The 21,042-nt window shown below is 38.3% G+C and carries 16 protein-coding genes; 10 read left to right on the top strand and 6 right to left on the bottom strand.

Features of this window, described 5'->3' with window-relative positions:
* Positions 1-131: 131 nt before the first annotated feature.
* The gene (gene rsmD / locus GAB14E_RS21175; RefSeq protein ID WP_052093380.1) at positions 132-770 is read left to right on the top strand and encodes a 16S rRNA (guanine(966)-N(2))-methyltransferase RsmD; all 639 of its coding nucleotides are present in this window, start codon (positions 132-134) and stop codon (positions 768-770) included.
* A 28-nt stretch (positions 771-798) separates the two neighbouring features.
* A complete protein-coding gene (locus GAB14E_RS21170; RefSeq protein ID WP_033080375.1) occupies positions 799-1,359 on the top strand; it encodes a methylated-DNA--[protein]-cysteine S-methyltransferase in 561 nt (186 codons plus the stop codon).
* Between the two features lie 332 nt (positions 1,360-1,691).
* On the opposite strand, the gene GAB14E_RS21165 is transcribed toward GAB14E_RS21170, so the two are convergent.
* The 4 genes from GAB14E_RS21165 to GAB14E_RS21150 all read right to left on the bottom strand — a co-directional run bounded on the left by GAB14E_RS21165 (position 1,692) and on the right by GAB14E_RS21150 (position 6,559).
* The gene (locus tag GAB14E_RS21165; protein ID WP_033080376.1) at positions 1,692-3,284 is read right to left on the bottom strand and encodes a serine hydrolase; all 1,593 of its coding nucleotides are present in this window, start codon (positions 3,282-3,284) and stop codon (positions 1,692-1,694) included.
* Positions 3,285-3,375: 91 nt separating this feature from the next.
* Positions 3,376-4,032 (bottom strand): YjaG family protein, encoded by a 657-nt coding sequence (locus GAB14E_RS21160; RefSeq protein WP_033080377.1) that lies wholly within the window; start codon positions 4,030-4,032, stop codon positions 3,376-3,378.
* Between the two features lie 107 nt (positions 4,033-4,139).
* Positions 4,140-5,645, bottom strand: a complete 1,506-nt coding sequence (locus tag GAB14E_RS21155; RefSeq protein ID WP_156115636.1) for a coiled-coil domain-containing protein — start codon at positions 5,643-5,645, stop codon at positions 4,140-4,142.
* Positions 5,646-5,779: 134 nt separating this feature from the next.
* Positions 5,780-6,559 carry a SapC family protein gene (locus GAB14E_RS21150; RefSeq protein ID WP_033080379.1) on the bottom strand — a complete coding sequence of 260 codons (780 nt, stop codon included), beginning with the start codon at positions 6,557-6,559 and terminating at the stop codon, positions 5,780-5,782.
* A 247-nt stretch (positions 6,560-6,806) separates the two neighbouring features.
* On the opposite strand from GAB14E_RS21150, the gene GAB14E_RS21145 reads away from it, so the two are divergent.
* From GAB14E_RS21145 to GAB14E_RS21135, 3 genes are all read left to right on the top strand, one after another.
* Positions 6,807-7,049 (top strand): hypothetical protein, encoded by a 243-nt coding sequence (locus GAB14E_RS21145; RefSeq protein ID WP_231561958.1) that lies wholly within the window; start codon positions 6,807-6,809, stop codon positions 7,047-7,049.
* A gap of 254 nt (positions 7,050-7,303) precedes the next feature.
* Positions 7,304-8,200, top strand: coding sequence for a LysR family transcriptional regulator (locus tag GAB14E_RS21140; RefSeq protein ID WP_033080380.1), 897 nt, complete (start codon positions 7,304-7,306; stop codon positions 8,198-8,200).
* A 127-nt stretch (positions 8,201-8,327) separates the two neighbouring features.
* Positions 8,328-9,755, top strand: coding sequence for an aspartate ammonia-lyase (locus GAB14E_RS21135; protein WP_033080381.1), 1,428 nt, complete (start codon positions 8,328-8,330; stop codon positions 9,753-9,755).
* Positions 9,756-9,794: 39 nt separating this feature from the next.
* Here GAB14E_RS21135 and GAB14E_RS0122410 read toward each other — a convergent pair whose 3' ends face one another.
* Entirely contained in the window at positions 9,795-10,163 is a 369-nt protein-coding gene (locus tag GAB14E_RS0122410; protein ID WP_197061132.1) for a type 1 glutamine amidotransferase family protein, read from the bottom strand.
* 145 nt (positions 10,164-10,308) lie between these two features.
* Positions 10,309-11,076, bottom strand: coding sequence for an SDR family NAD(P)-dependent oxidoreductase (locus tag GAB14E_RS21130; RefSeq protein WP_033080382.1), 768 nt, complete (start codon positions 11,074-11,076; stop codon positions 10,309-10,311).
* Positions 11,077-11,383: 307 nt separating this feature from the next.
* On the opposite strand from GAB14E_RS21130, the gene GAB14E_RS21125 reads away from it, so the two are divergent.
* The 5 genes from GAB14E_RS21125 (at position 11,384) to GAB14E_RS21105 (ending at position 21,035) form a co-directional block, all read left to right on the top strand.
* Positions 11,384-11,923: a TetR/AcrR family transcriptional regulator gene (locus GAB14E_RS21125; protein WP_033080383.1), complete on the top strand. Its 540-nt coding sequence runs from the start codon at positions 11,384-11,386 to the stop codon at positions 11,921-11,923.
* A gap of 294 nt (positions 11,924-12,217) precedes the next feature.
* Positions 12,218-12,967 carry a CPBP family glutamic-type intramembrane protease gene (locus GAB14E_RS21120; protein WP_033080384.1) on the top strand — a complete coding sequence of 250 codons (750 nt, stop codon included), beginning with the start codon at positions 12,218-12,220 and terminating at the stop codon, positions 12,965-12,967.
* Between the two features lie 521 nt (positions 12,968-13,488).
* Positions 13,489-16,644 carry a glycosyl hydrolase family 18 protein gene (locus GAB14E_RS21115; protein ID WP_033080385.1) on the top strand — a complete coding sequence of 1,052 codons (3,156 nt, stop codon included), beginning with the start codon at positions 13,489-13,491 and terminating at the stop codon, positions 16,642-16,644.
* 88 nt (positions 16,645-16,732) lie between these two features.
* Positions 16,733-18,325 carry a lytic polysaccharide monooxygenase gene (locus GAB14E_RS21110; RefSeq protein ID WP_033080386.1) on the top strand — a complete coding sequence of 531 codons (1,593 nt, stop codon included), beginning with the start codon at positions 16,733-16,735 and terminating at the stop codon, positions 18,323-18,325.
* A gap of 91 nt (positions 18,326-18,416) precedes the next feature.
* Positions 18,417-21,035: a glycosyl hydrolase family 18 protein gene (locus GAB14E_RS21105; protein WP_033080387.1), complete on the top strand. Its 2,619-nt coding sequence runs from the start codon at positions 18,417-18,419 to the stop codon at positions 21,033-21,035.
* Positions 21,036-21,042: the final 7 nt, after the last annotated feature.

Below are 21,042 nucleotides of genomic sequence, written 5' to 3' on the forward strand. Positions count from 1 at the left end.
CTACCTAAATATATTACAGTATAAATTTATTTGGAAAAATACTAAGCAAATTAATTTGCCACTTGGTATAAGAGCCAAACAAGGATAAAATTGGCGCTATATTAGCACTTATTAGCAAAATTGTCAGTGATATGAAACAAGCAAAACAGCAAACAAATAAAAAGCCATTTATAGGAAGAGGTCAAGGGAAAAGCACTGGCCAAATTCGTATTATTTCCGGTAAACATAAAGGCCGTAAATTACCCGTATTAATGGCTGAGGGTTTAAGGCCAACCACCGATAGGGTTAAAGAAACCGTTTTTAACTGGCTTATGCCATACATTAACCAAGCAAATTGCTTAGACTGCTTTGCTGGCTCAGGTAGCTTAGGCTTTGAAGCATTCTCACGTGGGGCAGCTCAAGTAACCTTAGTGGAACTAAATAGAGCAGCAGCGAAACAGTTACAAGCAAATAAAGAACTGCTGAATGCTGATAATGTCACGGTTATTCACAATGATGCGCTTTCATTCCTTAAAGAAGGCTTCCCAAAGCAAGATTCTGCAGAAAATGTCCATAGTCCTTTAGATTTAATATTCCTCGACCCTCCTTTTAGAAAGCAACTGGTAGAGCAAGCAGCACAATTATTAAATGACTATGGCTTAGCTGAAGATGCACTCATTTATGTTGAAATGGAAGCGGAAAGCACACAAGTGATCCCGATGAATTGGCAATTACTAAAAGAAAAAGTCACTGGTCAGGTGATCTATCAGCTTTACCAATATCAAAGTTAATTAGCCGTTTATCGACAGGGTCATTACTATGTTTATCGACTATCTCGATACCCCGTTGGGGTTATTTGAATTTATGGCAACTGAGCAAGGTATTTGCCAAGCAATTTTTTGTGGCGAAAAGCTTAATGATGAGCTTTTTGGCAATGAGAAACCTGAAAGCAAAACTAATGCTATTACCAAGCTCTGCAAACAACAACTAACTGAGTATTTCTCGGGTAGTCGTCAGATTTTTACCGTGCCATTAGATCCACAAGGCACACCTTTTCAACATTCTGTATGGCACTGCCTTAGTCAAATCCCCTTTGGTGAGCTCAAATCATATGGCGACATAGCTAAAATACTTAACAAACCCAAGGCTGCTCAGGCTGTTGGTGGCGCTAATGGCAGAAATCCTATTACCTTAATTGTACCTTGTCATCGCGTTATTGGTGGTGATGGTTCATTAACTGGTTACGCTGGAGGTATCGAAAGAAAATTATGGTTGTTAAATCATGAAGGGGCCAAGATAAAGCTATCTGATGAATACACCCAGCTAGATATCAAAAATGTCATACATCAACGACAAGCGAAAACAAAATTTCTACGTTAATACTCGCTACTTATCGACATAATCTCAACATTGAAAACAAAAAAGGAGTACATCACAGTACTCCTTTTTTATTGATTGGCTGAATACTCAGCTATTTAACCTGAACTCTGGATAAGCAGTATTTGCTCAATATTCCCCTTCATCCAATTCTCAGCGTTAAAACGTCGATAAATAACCCGTTATTCATAAACGTTTTGCCTTGATAATCGGATAAATTAAAGCATTGATAGAGTATATTGCTATTTAATTCAGCACTTTAAATTTTTAATTACCATAAGTTGTTTTTTTTACTTAAACATCAAGTACTCATTATCCAGAGTTCAGGTTATTTATTACTTTGGCACTAACTTTAAGTCATGAAAATCAAAACTAAAATCAGTTGCCCGGGATACTGCTTTCATAGTGACGTAGTTAATACCACCGTCTTCGTTTAAATTAAAGTTAACAAAAGCATCCGCTTCGAGCGTTCTATCATGCCAACGAACAATAAAAGTATTATGTTGGTAGTGCTCGAGTGTACCTTTTAATGCAGCAGTGTTGGCAAATTGCATATGCAGCTTATTATTTTTAAAACTGATGTCTATTTCGCCATACCAATTATCAACATAGGTGTCGGCGTAATCACGTAATGCTAACGAATGTGCTGAGTTTTTCTGTACCGAGTCAGCCATTTTAGCTAAGCGTTTTTGTTCTTTAGCTTTACTTTTTTGCTGCTTTTTGTGATAAAAATCGACCCAGTCCTTTTCAGGCAACTCAAGATATTCATTTAGAATTTGTAGATAAATAGCATTAAATGCATAACCTGATTGCTGATTGGTTAAAATCACCATAGCGAGATCGACTTCTGGCACTAATACCACTTTTGAGACCATACCGAGAATACCACCGCTATGATGAATTAACTTCACCCCATGATAATCTTTCATAAACCAGCCTAGACCATAAGCAGCAAAGTGCGTTTTATCTTGCCGAGTCGCTTTATCCGAAACAGACAATAAAGTACGCGGTTGCCACATTGCTCTACTTTGCTTAGCTGAAAACAACCGAGGTGCCTTGTCATCGGCACTATCTTCATCAAGTATGTCACCATATGCACCTTTGTTAAGCTGAGCCAATAACCAAAAGCTCATATCATTAACACTAGAAGCAACAGAACCCGCTGATGAAAATTTCTCTAAGAAATCCCCACCCACTACGTTTAATTTTCCATCAAGTGGTACATGTGCTCTAGCGACATTTATATTTTTCTTGTCAATCAATGAAAAAGTAGCTCGAGTATTATTCATACCTAAAGGGCTAAAAATACGCTGTTGAATAACTTCAGTCCAAGGTTGGCCAGTAATACGAGTAATCACTTCACCAGCAATAATATACATTAAGTTATCGTAAGCAAATTCACTACGAAAACTAGATACTTCGGGTAAATTCCTTAAACCTTTAAGAATATCAGCATTTGTTAAACTCGTGTGCGGCCAAATCATCAAATCTCCGGCCCCCAGACCTAAACCTGAATTATGAGCCAATAAATCAATAATAGTGAACTCACGGGTGACGTAGGCATCGGGCATTTGAAATTCAGGTATAATATCAATAACTTTAGTCTGCCAAGTTAATTTACCTTCATCAACCAAGTTAGCTAATAAAGCTGCGGTCATGGCCTTAGTATTAGAAGCAATGCCAAACAAGGTATCTGTAGTGACTTTCGCTGGTTTTCCCTGTTCAATAATACCAAAACCTTTACTCATCACCACCTTGTTATCTTTGACAATGGCTATAGCAACACCAGGCACTTGAAAGGTATTCATCGCCTTGGCAATGGCTTGTTCAATATTAGCATTTTTTTCAGTAATGCTATTCGCGTGTGCTGGTGCAACAAATGACACAAGCAAGATCATTGCAGACACTGTATAACTAAATAACTTCATATTAGCTTCCTGTATTAAGGTTGTTAATTTTATTTGAGGCTTTATTTGATAGTTTGACTTGGCATAGCTTTGACTTTGCCACAGTTAACCATTAAGCGATCTCTATGCCTAAATTAGATAAACCTTCAGATAAGCTCATCTGCTTAGCTAACTTACAAGTACGTTTATCGGCGGCGGCAAATTTTAGAAAATCGAACAACTCATTTTGGGTGTCGTTTTCCCATTGCATGAGTGGATGTTCACTCATTTGTTCAGTAGTGATAACAAGCGTTTCTAATGCCGCGACGTCATCAGGTTCAACAACATCTTCGGCTTCTTGAAGTAACAGCAACTCAACATAATAACTGACACTATTATGAGATAGACGACTGATACTTTGAATATCGTCAATATCAATTTCTGCTGCTTTTTGTTTCTTCGATGGCTTAACTTGCATTAATTGCCATAAAGCCGAAAAAGCCATACAGGCATCAAGTGCAGGAAAGACACCAAAAGAGTCAAACGCTTCAGGATCAGGAGTTTCAGCTTCTAATTTGAGTAATTGGGCATCACTATTAATTTTTACCGTATTACTGTTATCAAGCCATTGCCAAATAATGTCGAGTTGATTACGTAATACTTTAGCATTACCAAAATCAGCGGCTTCACTAAACATCTGATAATTAGGTAACATACGCTCAAGAAGCGCTGCAGAAAAAGCAATTTGATGCCAATGACTTAACTTGGCAAAAGGAAGGTGGATAGCCACTTAGATAAATACTCAGTTGCGATAATTAACTGGATTATACCCAAGCTTACTCAAAATGCGAATAAGCTTGGTTGTATGGCTATTTACTTGTATAGATATCAGGACAATTAGTTAGCTAATTGCTTTTGAGCATATTCAAATTTCAAACGATATTCAGTCAACTTGTGCTCTAACTCATTAATTTGCTCAGTAAATTTAGTTTCTTGCTCACTATTATTACCAATGAGAACATGATTTTCATCACGTAAAAACTTAATAGTTTCTCTCACTTTACTATTTTCAATTTCTTGTTTTTCACGATTACTATTAAAACGTTGCAGGACGTTTTCTTGTCCGTCTTGAGCAACTTTAACTTGCTCATTTAACACAGCGACTTCTTGCTGATACAGTTTTATATCATTTTGCTCTGTTTCAACTTGCTTAGTAAGTTTTTCTTTGTTTTTCTCTAATTCAATAATTGTTTGCTGTGCTGTCACTTGTAACTGCTTGGCTTGCGCATTTTCCTCATTGATTACCTTGAACTCATCAAGCCGAGCTTGTTTTTCACTCGCGGCTTGCTCATCAAGTTTGCCAAGCATCGCTAAATGCTCTTGATTTTTTTGCTCTGTTTGCTCTGCTAACTTAACAACTTCTGCCTGATGCTCTTGGCTTTTTTGCTCAGCTGCATCAGCTAATTTCTCAATTTGTGCCTGATGCTCTTGGTTTATCTGCTCAGCTTGCTCTGCTAACTTAGCAATTTCTGCTTGATGGTCTTGGCTTGCTTGTACTGCTTGTTTTGTTTTATCTTGTTCAGTATCAATCGTTTTTTGCGAGCCACTTAATTGCTGTTGCAATTCAGCTTTACTGTCTTGTTCTTGTTTAATCTGCTCTGTTAGTAAATTTATTTTTTGCTGTAAAACTGCAGTAGCTTTGTCACTACTTTGCAATGCTTCTGCTTTAGCATGGCTGATTTCATTCTTAGCATGTTGCAGCTTTTCAGCAAAAGCATCAATTTCTTGCTGGGCCGAGGCTGTTACTTCTTTTTTAGCTTCATTAAGTGAATCGATTTGCTGAGCGCTAGCAGACTCCGCTTGCTCTTTAGATAAGGTTAACTGGTTAGTTAAGTTATGTTCTTGCTCTGTTAACACCATAATACGGCCATTTAAGCCATCGATCTCATGGGTTTTATCATTGAGCTTTTGTTCTGTTTCGAGTAATTTTTCTTCTAATTTATTATCACTACTCTGCTTTTCGTCATGCTGCAATGTTTTCTGCTGCTTTAAGCTTGATACTTGTTTCTCTAAGGCTTCAATAGTTTCAGTATAATTAATGGTATTTTGAGTAAGTTCTACTTGAAAGTTTTGCTTATTAAGCTCGACATCTGCTTTCTTGTCAGCAATGGTTTGCTTTAATTGGCTCACTTCATTAGCTAAACTTTGCTCTTTTTCAGAGGCATTTTCACTTTGTTGTCCAGAATTTTGGCTAATTTGAGCGTTAACAGCAGCAGTTATCAAACTAGTTAATTTATCTTCAACTTGAATGTAAACATCACTTGCTAAGCTTTGTATCTGTTCTTCAATGTCCTTAGAAAGTTTACTCTTATCGACCATATTATTCTCGTTATTATAAATCACTACAGCCTGTAAATTACCACAGGTGTACCAACACAGGAATATCAAAAGTAACTTTTTTTAACTAAATGTAACAAAAAAGAGGCCTAAGCCTCTTTTATTTCAACAATTTCAGGCTATTCGGCCAAAAGATTATTTTAGCTCTCAGCAACTTCTGCTGGTGCTTCTTGCTTGTTTAGTGGTGCAATTTGAACACCAGCAATTTGATTGTTCCCAGTATCGTTACGAAGTTGCACTAAACGATTAAGCTGACCTAGAGAACCTAACATGGCATAAATTGGTACAAATAGACCACGTTTGTGGAAATCTAAGACTTTATCATCAGCTAACAGTTTAACTTTGTCTTCATTAACAGTAAAAAGGCCTGTAAGCTTTTTCTTTTCGCCATTAGCTAAGTTAATATCTAACTCTAGCTCATGAAGTAAGTCATTTTCTTCTAATTCTTTAATAAAGTTCTCAGTCATTTTTTCACTTTCATATAAACGACCAAGAGATTTTTGTACGTTAACTAACAATTCAGATTCTTTACCTTCTGCGTCAAAAAACGGCACTTCTTTATCTACACCTACCAGTTCGCTTTCAATATCAACACAAGCTGTTAAGGTATTTTCTTTCTCTGGATCAATACCTAAAGCAAAAGGTGCCATGCCAGCACTTTGAGGTAAAGACAAACCAGTCCATTTTTTATCTTTATAGAATAAATTCTCACCTGATTCTAGACCTAACATAGCAACACTACGGTAGCGTGGAGAGTCTGGATTTTTAACTAAAACCACAGGAAAGCTAGCTGATGCTTGAGCAAATTCAGTTGCTGTTACTGAAACAATATGTTGATTGGCGATATGGGTAAGTTCGCGCTTGCTAGCAAGTTTAAGGTGTTCGTGCTGTTCTTTTCTGATTGGTTCAAATTTAGCCATGATTTTATCTCTTGTAAATGCTTCTAATGAGCAGGTTCTTTTTATAATATTGTAATTGAACTTTATGTAATACCAGCTCGGTATGACAAGCATGAAATTACTGCGTTGTTATAAGTTATGGAGACACTTAATTAGCTTTCAATGCTAAACTTAATATTATTTGCTAAATTATCTAAAAAATAGAATTATGCTTCGTAAGACGTTTACTTTTTTCATTTTGCTATTGCTCTCTATAAGTGTATTAGCTATGCCTAGAATCACCGTAAAACATCAACGTAATATCAACGGTTTTGCAGAAGTACAAGTCAGTAATGCCACCATGAAGAATTTAATTTGTCATGTTGCCATCGATGGACATAAGATTCTATTTCGACTCAAAGCAATTGAGGCGTCGAAGTGGTACACAGCCACCGACATCCGCTTTAACCATACCCACTTTAGTGTTTGGTGTGATTATTTAAAACTACACCCTCAGTATCAAAAACCTTAATACGTTCACTTTTAAGTAATGATTACCAATCCGCATAAGAAAATTAACACTTAGCGATAATTTAAAGGCAAGAATCATTTATTAGTCTTTTTTACCTATTCACCTTATGTAGTGCATGATAAAAATAGTATTTATTACGATAAATTAGCTATTATGACTTTTGGAAATACTAGCTTTAACTTTCTATTTGAAGTTACTTAAAAACCTAATCGCTAATGATAATGCAAGTAGAAAGCCCAAATGAATAATAAAACATGAATATAGACACTAAGTGGCTTAAAGATTTTGTCGTTTTAGCGCAAACCCGTAATTTTTCCAAAGCATCGGACTTAAGGCATGTCAGCCAACCCGCTTTTAGCCGTAGAATTAAAGCGCTGGAAAGTAAGCTTAATTGTAAGCTGGTTAATCGTTTACATCAGCCACTACAACTAACCGTATCTGGTGAAATTTTTTTAAATCGCGCCGAAAACTTACTTACCGAGCTCGACTTACTCAGTGAAGAATTACAACAACAAACCTTGCGCACGCCATTAGTATTTTCAGCAACACATACATTATCTATTGGTGTTTTTCCTTCCATTGTTGAACACATTAATAAATTGCCCTTTACCGTAGATACTCAGCTTAAAATTGCTGATGCTGACGACTGCACCAACTTGCTAAAACAAAAGCATTGCGACTATTTACTCGCCTTTAGTGATCCCTTACTTGATGCCTTTCACAACGATTCTATTTTATTGGCTAATGTGAAATTATTACCCGTTTGTAAGGCAAACGAACAAGGTGAGCCTATCTATCAATTATCGCAGCCAAAAAGTAGCGTCCCCTACTTAGCTTATCAAGAGAATATTTATCTCGATCGAGTTGTTAGCAGCTTACTTAAAAATAAAAGGCAGCAAGTCAATTTTAACAAAATGCTGATGTCGCCTATGGCAGATAGTTTAAAAATGATGGCCTTAAAAGGTTTGGGGGTTGCTTGGATCCCTGAATTTAGTTTAGCGACCGAATTGGCTACTCAGCAATTAGTCATTGCTGGGGGCAAACAATGGCAGCCAGAATTATCATTAAGGTTATATCGCGCTAAAAAAATGCATAACCAGCATTCTTTTCAAGAAAAAATCTGGCAACATTTTCAGGAGCTAAACTTATAATCACCTATAAATAAAAGCCTAACAAAACCTTATGCACAACTTGCATAACTAGTCATTCAAATAGGCATTGGTAATTACCCTTAGCAATTATTACCTTAGCGCCATTACTCACTTACCCGTAAAAACAATGTCAACCAGTATCACAGCACTCAACAAAAACAACACTTATCGGTTAGAAATAGACCTACTCGGCACCATGGAAATTCAAAAAGATTGCTACCATGGTATTCAAACCCAGCGCGCAGTAAATAACTTTAAACTATCGGGAAAAAAGTTAACTGACTACCCAGAATTAATTAATGCTTTGGCGTATGTAAAATCGGCTTGTGCCACTGCCAACTTACAACAAAAGTCTTTAGACACAGTCAAAGCCAGTGCCATCATTAAAGCAGCAGAATATGTGCATACAGGGCAGTTTAACAAAAGCTTCGCTATCGATATGATCCAAGGTGGTGCGGGTACTTCAAGCAATATGAATATCAACGAAGTATTAGCAAATATTGGCCTAGAATTGCTTGGCCATGAAAAGGGCCAGTACCAATATTTACATCCCAATACCGATGTAAACATGTCGCAATCAACCAATGATGTTTATCCAAGCTCAGTGCGCTTGGCAGTATTGCTTAAGCAAGCATCATTATTAACCGCTGTTGAACAACTCGTGGCAAGTTTTACTCAAAAGTCGAAACAGTTTTCTGGCATTTTAAAATTAGCAAGAACTCAGCTACAAGATGCTGTGCCTATGACGCTAGGACAAGAATTTAAAAGTTTTGCCTCAACCTTACGAGAAGACATCAAGTTAATTAAAAACACCAGTAAATTATTAACTGAAATTAACTTAGGTGGTACGGCGGTAGGTACAGGCATTAACACTCAAAAAGGTTATGGCAGCATAGCTATTGAGAAGTTATCAGAGCTAACCAGCATTAAATTTACTGAAGCAGAAGATTTAATTGAAGCCAGTTCTGATATGGGCGCTTTTGTTATTTATTCAGCGACGTTAAAACGCTTAGCCTTAAAATTATCTAAAATTGCTAATGATCTTCGATTATTAAGCATGGGACCAAGAGCAGGGTTAAGCGAAATTAGTTTACCTGCTCGCCAACCGGGCAGCTCAATAATGCCAGGAAAAATTAATCCAGTAATCCCTGAAGCGGTTAGCCAATGTGCCTATCAAGTAGTGGGTAACGATATGGCGATAACCATGGCTGCTGAAGCAGGACAATTACAATTAAATGCCATGGAGCCTTTAATTGCGGTGAATTTACTTGATTCACAAAATCTATTAACTAATGCTGTTAATATGTTTAACTTTTTATGTATCAGCGGCATTGAGGCCAATGAAAGTCGCTGTAAAGAGCTTCTCGATAATAGCTTAGGCTTAGCCACGGCACTTAATCCTTATTTAGGTTATGAAACCTCAACTAAGATCGCCAAAGAAGCACTTAATAGTGGTGCGTCAATCATCACTTTAATTAAAGAACAAAATTTATTAACCGATGAGCAACTAGCTGATATATTACAAGCCGAAAAAATGACGCAACCTAGCGCTTAAAAACATGCCTTAAGCAGAAGCTATCGGTCGTTCTTTAGGTCAACCGATAGCTAAAAGCTGAAATAAGATTTGATTGCTTTTATTCAATAATAAGTAGCTCGCGCCATTGTCTTTAAGCATGTCTTTCAGTGAAAATAAAAGATGACGAGAAAGGTCAAGTTCATCATCTTCTGAGTTCATAAAACCAGTTACGGTTAATCCTTTTACTAAGGATTCACCATTAAGTTTCTTCGCATCACGAAGGATAGCTGGAGCATGACATACCATTGCAATTTGCTTACCCGCATTGTAGAAATCTTCTATCATTTTAATGGTATGTGAATCACTCGCTAATTCCCATTGCACTCTCAGGTGACATAACGATAAGCACTCTTTTAGCTCCATCAGCATTAGCATAAGCATTAGCATAAGCATTTGTTGCTAAAGTGAATACACTTATGATGACCAAGAAAAGACTTAATGATGTTTTGACTAAATATTTCATAATTTTATTCCTAATGTTAAGTTAAAGGTGGCTTTATTGTTAACGCCACCCGTTAGATTCGCTCGCAAATTAGTTGAGACCAGCCATAACTCCACCATCAACATCAAGTACAGTGCCAGTGATCCAACTTGCCTTTTCTGATAATAAAAACTCAATAGAATCGGCAACATCTGGTGGTGAGCCAATACGACCGACAGGATGTAAATCGGTAAAACCTTGTAGTGCACCTGCAATTTCGTCTTTAGGAATGAAAGATTTATAAATGTCAGACAGCACTACGGCTGGTGCTACGGCATTGGCTCTAATACCAAATTCCCCTAGTTCAATAGCCAAGTTTTTAGTTAATGCATGAAGCGCCGCTTTTTGCATTGAATACGCTGATGATGGCGTCGCTTTTACCGCTTGATGAGCCCACATCGAACCTATATTTACAATTGAACCACTTGTGTGTATTTGCATGTTCTTGGCAACGGCTTGAGTAATGAAGAAAAACGATTTGTTGATGTCCATTTGAGCGTTATAGTCTTGCTCAGAGTGTTCAACAAAGCTTATTGGTTTAAAGAAACCAGCCGCATTAACCAAATATTTAATATGTCGTGATTCGGATTCTATTTGACTAATAAAACGCTTAACCTGAGCAGAATCATACAAATCTACCTGGGCCGTTTCGACGATCCCACCCGTTTCCAACTCTAATTCTTTTTTTGCCGCGGCTAAGTTAGCTGGGTCATGAGACAAAATCATTACGGTTGTGCCTTGATTAAGTAGGCGTTTTGCCGTTTCTTTACCCATACCAGATGAGCCACCAACAATTAACGCTATAGATGTGTTTGACATTTTCATTCTCCAATAAGTAAATTAAATCAACCTACCTAGTGATAGGTAGTGGACTCATAATAAAGACCAACACAAACCCTTGTCAAGAACTATCTACTGATAGGTAGCTTAACTTTGTAATATCAATACTGAATTGGTCAAAATAATTTGCAGTAAACGTAACTTTAATAGGCTATCCAGGGACTATTTTTTAATTTAAACAAATATTAAATAATTTAAATTTCCGAATATCGCTAGAGGTCATTGTTAAATGTTGTCAATACTTACCTACTGATAGATAATAAAGGTAATATTAGGAGTATTGATTATGTCTAAAAAAGAAGAATTATTAAAAGCAGCAGAACTAAAGGTACGTTCGGGTGGGTATAATAATTTTAGTTTTCGTGAGCTGGCGACTGAAGTGGGCATTAAAAGTGCAAGCGTTCATTATCATTTTCCGACTAAGAGCGATCTCGGTGCCGCTCTTGCTCATCAATACACTGAAGAATTCTTGAAAGCATTAGGAGATCCTGATGAATTGTACGCCGCTGGTAAAAATCCAATCGATGTCTACATCAATCTATTTCGAAAGGCCTTGGTGAAGGACAAGAAAATGTGCTTGTGTGGACTATTAGGGGCAGAATCTGACAGTTTACCTGATAAAGTGCTCATTGAAACTAAGCTTTTTTTTGAACGTAATATAGCTTGGTTAACACAAGCTCATACTGTTATTGCACCCGATAATAAAGAGGCAGCTAAGAGAAATGCGATTAAAACTATTGCAATATTAGAAGGCGTTATGTTGATCAGTAAAACACTGGACGATAATCAGATTTTTGAAGAAGCTATATTAGGTTTAGGTAATTAATCGACTATAGAACTACGCCAAATTTGTAGCTTAAGCTGAAAATATTTCAAAACAATAATGATAAAAAACGGACTATTCTGGTCGGTTTTTCGACTAGGAAAATGCTTTTTCGTGGTAGAACAGCTCAGCTAGACGACAGTGAACTGTCATATTTTTCATGAAATTAATACTGGATATTGTTGCTAGTTTCTATCTTTATTTAACTTATATCCCAACGACGGCTACTAGATAGCACTCTCATGTTATGCTCAAGTAAATAAAAATAAGCAACTTATATAGAGCCGTCCATATTACATGGTTGATTTACTAATCCCTGTCAGTGCTTATATCACCATTATTGCTGTGCTGTGTTTTGCTTTATCACACCTAAAGCTGATTAAAATTAAACTTAACTGGTCGCTAGCAAGTATAGCCTTATTTATAGGTTATTGGTTCGCACCCAGTATTAACGCCGATCTTCTTCCCCTAGACCGCTTATTTTCCAGCCTAGCTTGGCCTTGGGCTGATAAACTTTCCATGATTTTATTCAGTCTATTTGTCTTATTGCTATTATCGCTACTTAAGAAAAACTTTATGCTAGCCGATGCTGGTTTTACTTTTAAGCAAGCACCACACTCAGTAATTCCTGCCATAAAGATGCTCTTGCTACTGTTAGCATGTAGATTTGTCTTTTCTAGCTTATTTGGCGGTGACGATGGTTCAACCGATCCTGAGGAGCTTTTCTTTTTAGCGATCATGCTTGGACTAGATAAAGAACTGCTTTATCGAGGAGTATTACTCTATGTAATGTCTCAAGCTATTAGCTCTGCTAATTACCTTATTTACGGAGCAAAAATTAATATTGCTGGAGTTTTATTGGTGCTACTTTTTGCTTTGGTTAATGGCTTAATTTGGCAAAATTCATATTGGAATATTTTTTATATCAGTATCATATTTTCAAGTGTTTATGGCTTGGCGTTACTATGGTTACGAGAAAAAACAGATAGTTTACTGTTACCCATAATTGCGCATAACTCCACAGTATTTTTAGGTCAGTTACTTTAACTAACTTTCTATCTGTAGAGTTAACTCCGCCAGTATAAATTCAACTTACACTGCAGTAATATTCTTTACAAAAGTACACTTTAATAACTTACTCATTTAATGTTAATCAAACAACAATTAGTGTAAAAGCTCCAATAAATATCCACTAAACGTTTAATTTTATTCAAATTTTCAAGCCATTCAGACAAAACACAAACCTTTACATATATCAATTAAATATATCTTATAGCAAATAGGGTGATAGGTGTTTTTTCAACCGCAGAGCCTTATTCAGCAACAGGCTGTAAAAAATTAACAAAGCATTAACACCGCAGACAAAGTCTAAATTTGGTTGAAATCTTATCTATTTACTGTCGCTAACAGAAATAATTTAAATCATTGATTTTAAAGGTTAAATAACGGCTAAATATTGAGCGGTTTATTTTTGTATGCAAATGACGACAGATTGACCTTTGTTTTTTATGTGTTAGCTTTAAAAGGCGTAACCACTGCAATGTTAAAAAAATGTAAAAGGAATTAATATGAAAAATGTAATACTAATAAAAAATGCCTTCAAATTAGGGGCAATATCTGTAGCTTTACTCAGTAACACTGTTTACGCGACTACATACGACTGTACTGATTTACCTCAATGGCAAACAGGTCAAGTATCTGTTGCCGGTCAAATGGTTCAAACAGCTGAACAAGCCTTTAAATCGAACTGGTGGAACAAAACCAACCCAGTTACTCATTCAGGCCAATGGCAAGAATGGCAAAACCTCGGCACCTGTGATGATAGCATCACGGATAACATTCCACCTACGGTGGCTATCATCTCACCTGCAAAAAATAGTTCTTTCACTGAAAATGACAGCGTTGTCTTTTCTGTAGGTGCTGCCGATGAAGATGGTAGCGTGGAAAAAGTTGAGCTGTATTTAGATGATGTAAAGTTAACTATGTTAACCAACTCACCCTATGAAATCACTTGGTCTGCAGCCTTAGGAAACCATAAGGTAAAAGCCATAGCTTTTGATGATAAAGGCGCACAAACAAGCAGTGAAAGTATTACCTTAACCGTAACTGCAAAAGATACACCACCAGTAAATAAAGCGCCCACAGCAATACTTATGGCGAGCTTACCTAGCAAAATTATAATTGGTGATGCAATTACCTTTGAATATTCAGGTACTGATATCGATGGGCAAGTCACAAAATTATCATTACTTGAAAATGATGTGGTAATACATACTATTAATGCTACTTCTGGCAGTTTTGTCTGGACAGCAACAACTTTAGGCCAGCAAGCTTTTACGGTTGAAGCAACCGATGACAAAGGTGCAACATCTTTAAGTAATGCAATTAACTTTGCCGTAGTTACTGACGGACAAACGGGTAACGATGCTGATGCTTGTCGACCTGAAGGTTTATACCAAACACCAGGCGTAAACACACCATACTGTACGATTTACGATCAAGATGGTCGTGAGTTGATGGGCGCAGATCACCCGCGTCGTGTTATTGGTTATTTCACCAGTTGGCGTAACGGAGCAAACGAGCAGCCAAGTTATTTAGTTAATGATATTCCCTGGGACAAGGTCACCCATATCAACTACGCTTTTGCTCATGTAGACACTAATCATAAAGTATCAATTGGCGATCCTAATTCACCAAACAACCCTGCTACCAATATGGAATGGCCAGGTATCGTAGGTGCTGAACTTGATCCTAGCTTGCCATACAAGGGTCACTTCAATCTGCTTAATAAATATAAAAAATTGCACCCTAAGGTGAAAACATTGGTTTCTGTGGGTGGTTGGGCAGAAACAGGTGGTCACTTTGATGACACCGGCCGAGTCGCTGATGGTGGTTTTTACACTCTAACCACTAATGCTGATGGCAGTGTAAATCAAGCAGGTATTTCGGCGTTCAGCGCCAGCGCAGTTGAGTTTATTGAAAAATACGGTTTTGATGGTATTGATATAGATTACGAGTATCCGTCATCAATGGCTGACTCTGGTCATCCAGACGATTTTGTTTTTTCAAATGCTCGTCGAGCACACCTCAATGCTTCCTATCAAGTATTAATGAAATCACTACGTGAAAGCCTTGATATAGCAGGAGAGATTGCAGGTAAACATTATTTACTTACTATCGCATCACCCTCTTCAGGTTACTTATTACGTGGTATGGAAACCTTCCAAGCTACACAATATCTTGATTACGTAAATATCATGTCTTACGACTTGCACGGTGCATGGAATTCACACGTAGGTCACAATGCCTCGCTCTTTGATACCGGTTTAGATTCTGAGCTGGCTGCATGGGACGTTTATGGCACCAAAGAGTTTGAAGGCATTGGTTATTTAAATACCGACTGGGCGGTTAAGTATTTCCGCGGAGGATTATCAGCTGGTCGTATCAATATTGGCATTCCTTATTACACTCGTGGTTTTAAAGATGTTACTGGTGGCACTAATGGTTTATGGGGCCAAGCGGCTCTCCCTGATCAAGAAAATTGTCCAAAAGGTACTGGTAAAGGCGATAAAAACAACTGTGGTAATGGCGCTATCGGTATAGATAACCTTTGGCATGATACTGAGAATGATCGCGAAGTCCCTGCTGGCTCAAATCCACTATGGCATGTCAAAAACTTAGAAAAAGGCATTATTGGTAGTTACTCAGCTGCTTACGGCCTTGATCCGGTAAATGATGCTAGTGATAAATTAACGGGCACTTATACCCGTCATTATGACAGCGCTGCCATTGCACCTTGGTTATGGAATGACAGTAAAAAAGTCTTTATCTCTACCGAAGATGAAGAGTCGATGGCAACTAAGGTTGATTACGTGATTAATAACGGCTTAGGCGGTGTAATGTTCTGGGAACTTGCTGGTGATTTTGCTTATGACGCAGTCAAAGGTGAGTATTTTATGGGCTCAACCATGACCTCTATTGCTTATGATAAATTTAATCAAAGTGGTACTTCATATGGTATTGATAAAGGTAACAAGACTTTTGTTAAGCCTGCAGAAATGGTTGATGTTAGCTTTATCGCTAAAGACTTCCCAGCGGGAGATGATAACTACCCTATCAGTCCAACTTTTGCCTTTACTAACAACTCAGCCATTGATTTTTCAGGCGCTAAAATATCATTTGATGTACCGGTATCAACCTCAGCAATATTCAAGTCGAACTGGAATGCGACCAAGAAACTCAAAATGGCTATAGATCACAACGCCTCAAATAGCGCCGGCAATAATATTGGTGGTTTTGAAAATGATTTCCATCGTTTTTCAATCACCTTAACCAATGAATGGGGCGGCGTAACAGAGTCATTTAATCCAGGTCAAACGGTGAATGCTCAAGTGATGTATTACATGCCAATTAGTGGTCCGGTTAACTTCACTATTGAGAAAGACGGAAAAGTATTTGCCTTCAAAGCTGAATACCCAAATTTACCGGAAGCAACTTCTGGTGGTGGCGGTGATGGCGGCGGCGGAAACGACACAACATGTGACGGTATTGATGTTGCTACCTTATCTGTTTATCCAGAGTTCCCTCAAAAAGATTGGCAAGGTAATTCTAGCCATGCAAATCAAGGCGATATGGTTGTGCACAATAATGCTGTTTTCAAAGCTAAGTGGTGGAGCAACTCAGAGCCTGGCGGTAGCGACTGGGATAGTGTCTGTAATTTATAACGCCTGATAAATCTTTTATAAACTAAACCGTTAATTTAACAAAATAAGCAGCGATAAATACTTCGGTATTTATCGCTAGGAGAAAGCTATGTCTAAAAATCATCTAAAAGTTACTTCAATCGCTATGGGTTTAGCACTAACCAGTGTTTTATCTACCATCAGTACGCAAGTTTCTGCCCATGGCTATATGTTCAGTCCAATGGCTCGCCAAGCAATTTGTGAACTACAGCAAGGTTATTGGTGGCCGGAAGATGGTTCAAATATCCCCAATGCCGCATGTCGTGCCGCATACTTAAGCTCTGGTCACTTTCAATTTGTACAACTGCATGAATTTGCAATAAACACCCGCGACTTTACTAATTTAGTTGCCGTAAAAGCCAATATACCCGACGGCACTTTGTGTGCAGGTGGTGATGACAAGAAAAAAGGTATGAACCTGCCCTCACCTCACTGGCAGCGTAGTGAAGTAGTCCCTAATACTAATGGTGACATCAATATAAAATTTCTGGCGACCACACCACATAATCCAAGCTTTTGGCAGTTTTATTTAAGTAATGCAAGTTATGACGGCGACACGATGCCATTGACTTGGTCAGATATTACTTTGGTGCAGTCACACGCAAATATCGATTTTATCAAAGATGCTGATGACAGACGCTTTTATCAAATGGAAGTCAACATTCCTGCGGATAGAGTGGGCGACGCTATTTTATATAGCCGTTGGCAGCGTGATGACGTGGCAGGAGAAGGGTTTTATAACTGTAGTGATATTTCCATAGTACGAGATAACGTTCAGCCTGACACCTGGTTTGACGCTGGCTTCTTCTTAAAACAGGGGCAAACAGCAAACGTTGGAGAAACCGTTAGTTTGCGGTTATTCGATGCTACAGGCCAGGAGTTAATAAACCAACAGCTCGCGATAACTGAGTTAAATCAAGCAACTTGGCCAAGTGATTTTGCGCAATCGTTAAATCTAGGTTACAGCCACCTACTCAATATTGGCGTAGAAAATTCCCAGGGTGATATCACTTTTGATTCAACAAACCTACTCAGTAATGTCACCTATGTCGCCGATAAAGAGTATACGTTTGTGCTTTCTGTCCAAGCAGTACCAGTAAATACTGCGCCGATAGTCCATGATATCGACAATATTGTTATCACCGAATCTGCTACTGAATCTATTCATGTGCATGCCTTTGATGATGAGCAAACTAATTTATCCTTCACTTGGCAAATACCCAATGAGATCTCTTACACAGGAGATGATGCCAATATCACGATTACCGCTCCTATGGTTGAAGCAGATACTGACTTCAACCTTAGTGTTGCTGTGTCAGACGGTATGTTAACTACCAGCAAGAGCTTTACTGTCACGGTGAAAAATAGTGTGGTAGACCCTACCGTCCCATTATGGAACAGCACTACCGCTTATTCGGCTAACGATAAAGTTAGCTATGAAAACAAGGTTTATTCAGCCAAATGGTGGAACAAAAACCAAGCGCCGGATAACAGTAATGCTTGGCAACTCGAATCCCCTAACGATGGCGGCACGGCAATTTGGCATGCTCAGAATGAGTATTCTCAAGGCGCAGTTGTAAGTTATCAACAAGTTAATTATCAAGCTAAATGGTGGACTAAAGGTGAACAACCTGATGTCAGTAATGTTTGGCAAAAACTTTAAAGCGTTAAGAGAACCAAAAATAAGAATACTTACACAACAATGCTGAACATGCCATTGGTATCAAACAGCAATATTATAATAAGAGGACATTATGAACAAAAAACTACTCACCATGTGCGCAATAAGTGCTGCACTATCATCACAACACGCTGCTGCAGCACCTGCTGCACCCAGCATTGATTGGACTCCGCAAAACTACTCTTTTGTAGAAGTAAATCTAGAAGGCCAAGGCTCTTATAAAGATATAGTTAAAGCCAAAGAGCAAGTTAATATCTCTATTAAATGGAACTCTTGGAGCGGCTCTGGTGGCGATAATTACAAAGTATATTTCGATAATACTATGGTAAATGCAGGCACTTTTGGTGCTGGTACCAAAAGCGGCGTAATTAACTTTCCTTATGATCAATCTGGTCGTCATCAAATGACTATCGAATTGTGTGAAGGCACTGTATGTGCAACCAGCGCACAAAAAGAAATAGTCATTGCTGATACCGATGGTGGTCATTTAGCGCCACTTGCAATGAATATAGATCCAAATAATGGCACTTATCCAACACAAATTGATAATGTGGTGGGTGCTTATTTTGTTGAATGGGGCATTTACGGCCGTGGCTACGATGTCAGCCAAATACCAGCCGATAACTTAACCCATTTATTATACGGTTTCATTCCAATTTGTGGCGCTAATGAGTCACTTAAAGAGATTGAGAATGGCAATAGCTGGCGTGCGTTAGAAAAAGCCTGTGCTGGCTCAGCCGATTATGAAGTCGTTATTCATGATCCGTGGGCAGCAGTCCAAAAAGCCTTGCCGGGGATTGATTCAAACGATCCTATACGTGGTACTTACGCGCAGTTAATGGCGTTAAAACAACGTAACCCTGATTTAAAAATATTACCTTCTGTTGGTGGCTGGACTTTATCAGACCCTTTCTACGGTTTTACTCAAAAAGCTAATCGTGATGTCTTTGTCGCTTCCATGAAGAAATTCTTAAAAACATGGAAATTCTACGACGGCGTTGATATTGACTGGGAATTTCCAGGAGGCAGTGGCGCTTCACCAACATTAGGTGACCCAATTAACGATGGCCCAGCTTATGTTGCTTTAATGCAAGAGTTGCGCACTATGTTAAATGAGCTAGAAGCAGAAACAGGCCGTGAATATCAGCTTACTTCAGCTATTGGCTCAGGTTATGACAAAATTGAAGATGTAGATTATGCTGCAGCGGCACAATTTATGGACTACATTTTCGCCATGACTTATGACTTCTTTGGTGGTTGGAACAACGTTACTGGTCATCAAACTGGTTTAAATTGTGGTAGCCATATAAGTGTTGATGAATGTAATGGCACTGGCTTAGATGATAACGGTGAACCACGTAAAGGTCCTGCTTATACCATCACTAATGCGATAGATTTATTATTAGCTCAAGGCGTAGCTGCTAAAAAGATTGTTGTTGGTACAGCAATGTATGGTCGTGGTTGGGAAGGTGTTTCACCAGATAATACCACTATTTTAGACAATCCAATGACAGCTGATGGTACCGGTAAATTGACTGGTTCTACTGCCCAAGGAGTTTGGGAAGCAGGTATTATTGATTACAAAGGCCTTGATCAACATATGGTTGGCGCTGCTGGTACTGGTGTTAATGGTTTTGAAGTTGGCTATGATGAAATGGCTGATGCTGCTTATGTTTGGAATAAACAATCAGGCACATTAGTAACTTACGATAGCCCTCGCTCTGTTATGGCTAAAGGCCAATATGTTAAAGCCAGTGGTTTAGGTGGTTTATTTGCTTGGGAAATTGATGCTGATAATGGTGATATCCTTAATGCAATGCACGAAGGTTTAGGTGGTAGTGTTGGTCCAATTAACAAAAAACCTGTTATCTCTTTAGCAAATAATTTTTCTGTCGATTCCGCACAAATGATCACTATATCGGCAAGCGCTACGGATGCTGATAATGATGCACTAACCTATAGCTGGACCATTGATAGTGCCTTAACAACGGGCGTAACTAATGCCGCTGCTGTTGATATTACCGCAAGTACCGTGACAATAAATACGAACTATGTATTAACGCTAACCGTATCAGACGGTAAAGCAAGTGTTAGTAAATCTACAACATTAACTGTCGTTGCGCCAAGTACGGGTAATACCGCTCCTGTTGTTAACGTTATTAGTGATGTAACGGTAGAAGAAGCAATGCAAGTGAACATCGCAGTTTCTGCAAGCGATGTTGATAACGACGCACTAACTTACACTTGGCAAGTACCTGCAGGTTTAACCATTACAGGCTCAGGTGCCAATGTAAGCTTAACTGCTGGGGATGTTACTGCTGATACAAATTATACAGTGAGTGTAAATGTTAGTGATGGCTCTGCCGTTACCTCACAAAGCTTCACTGTAACAGTAACTAACAAAACTACTGGCGGAACGGGTACTTGGGACAGCAGCAAAATCTATAATACTGGCGATACTGTTGTTTATAACGAAGTAACTTACAAAGCCAATTGGTGGACTAAAGGTGAACAGCCAGATCAAAGTGGCGCATGGTCGGAAGTAATTCCTGATGATGGTCAAGTGAGGGCATGGCGTGCAGATTTAGTTTACAACGGCGGAGATAAAGTATCGCATAATAACGAAACTTATACCGCCAGTTGGTGGACTAAAGGTGAAGAACCTGGTGTTGCTGGTGTTTGGAAGAAATAACAATAAC

The organism is Colwellia psychrerythraea, from assembly GCF_000764185.1.
GTDB lineage: Bacteria > Pseudomonadota > Gammaproteobacteria > Enterobacterales > Alteromonadaceae > Colwellia > Colwellia psychrerythraea_B.